Raw genomic sequence first — 429 nt, 5'->3', positions numbered from 1 at the left:
GATGAATTAGATTTTGAAAAAAATCCCTACACTTTACCAAACCTAAATACAACTGAAGCCTTGGTGGAGTTTTTGAAAAAAACTTGATCGATTGTCGTGATGCCCTAGCAACTGCCGACGAAAGTACTTTTGACAAAGCATGGACTTTACGAGCAGGCGAAACCATTTACAGTTCCGATCCGAAGGTACCACAAAATGTGAAGTATGACCCTGCCATTCCTACCCCACAGCAGTATTTTGGCTTCCAGGTAGGCGAATGGCATATCCAACACGAGCAACTTGTTGATACAGAAAAAAGTCGCTGAAGTTTCTAACCGTGTCAAGCTTGTCGAATACGGTAGAACTTACGAAAACCGTCCGCTCCTCCTCCTGACGATTTCTTCTCCAAAAAATTTGGCTAATATCGACCAAATCAAAGCTGAACACCAT

The 429-nt window shown here is 42.4% G+C and carries 2 protein-coding genes; both read left to right on the top strand.

Annotated features, from left to right (window positions below):
- Window positions 1–83 precede the first annotated feature (83 nt).
- Window positions 84–305, top strand: a complete 222-nt coding sequence (locus BWI92_RS27965; RefSeq protein WP_095168676.1) for a hypothetical protein — start codon at window positions 84–86, stop codon at window positions 303–305.
- Window positions 280–429: M14 family zinc carboxypeptidase (locus tag BWI92_RS27960; protein WP_310588962.1), on the top strand; the 150-nt coding region annotated here is incomplete at its 3' end. The genes BWI92_RS27965 and BWI92_RS27960, both read left to right, overlap by 26 nt.

Source organism: Flectobacillus sp. BAB-3569 (assembly GCF_002270355.1).
GTDB classification, from domain to species: Bacteria; Bacteroidota; Bacteroidia; order Cytophagales; family Spirosomataceae; genus Flectobacillus; species Flectobacillus roseus.
The sequence above is the reverse complement of the archived record's forward strand: the minus strand, read 5'-3'. Positions and strand labels throughout refer to the sequence as shown.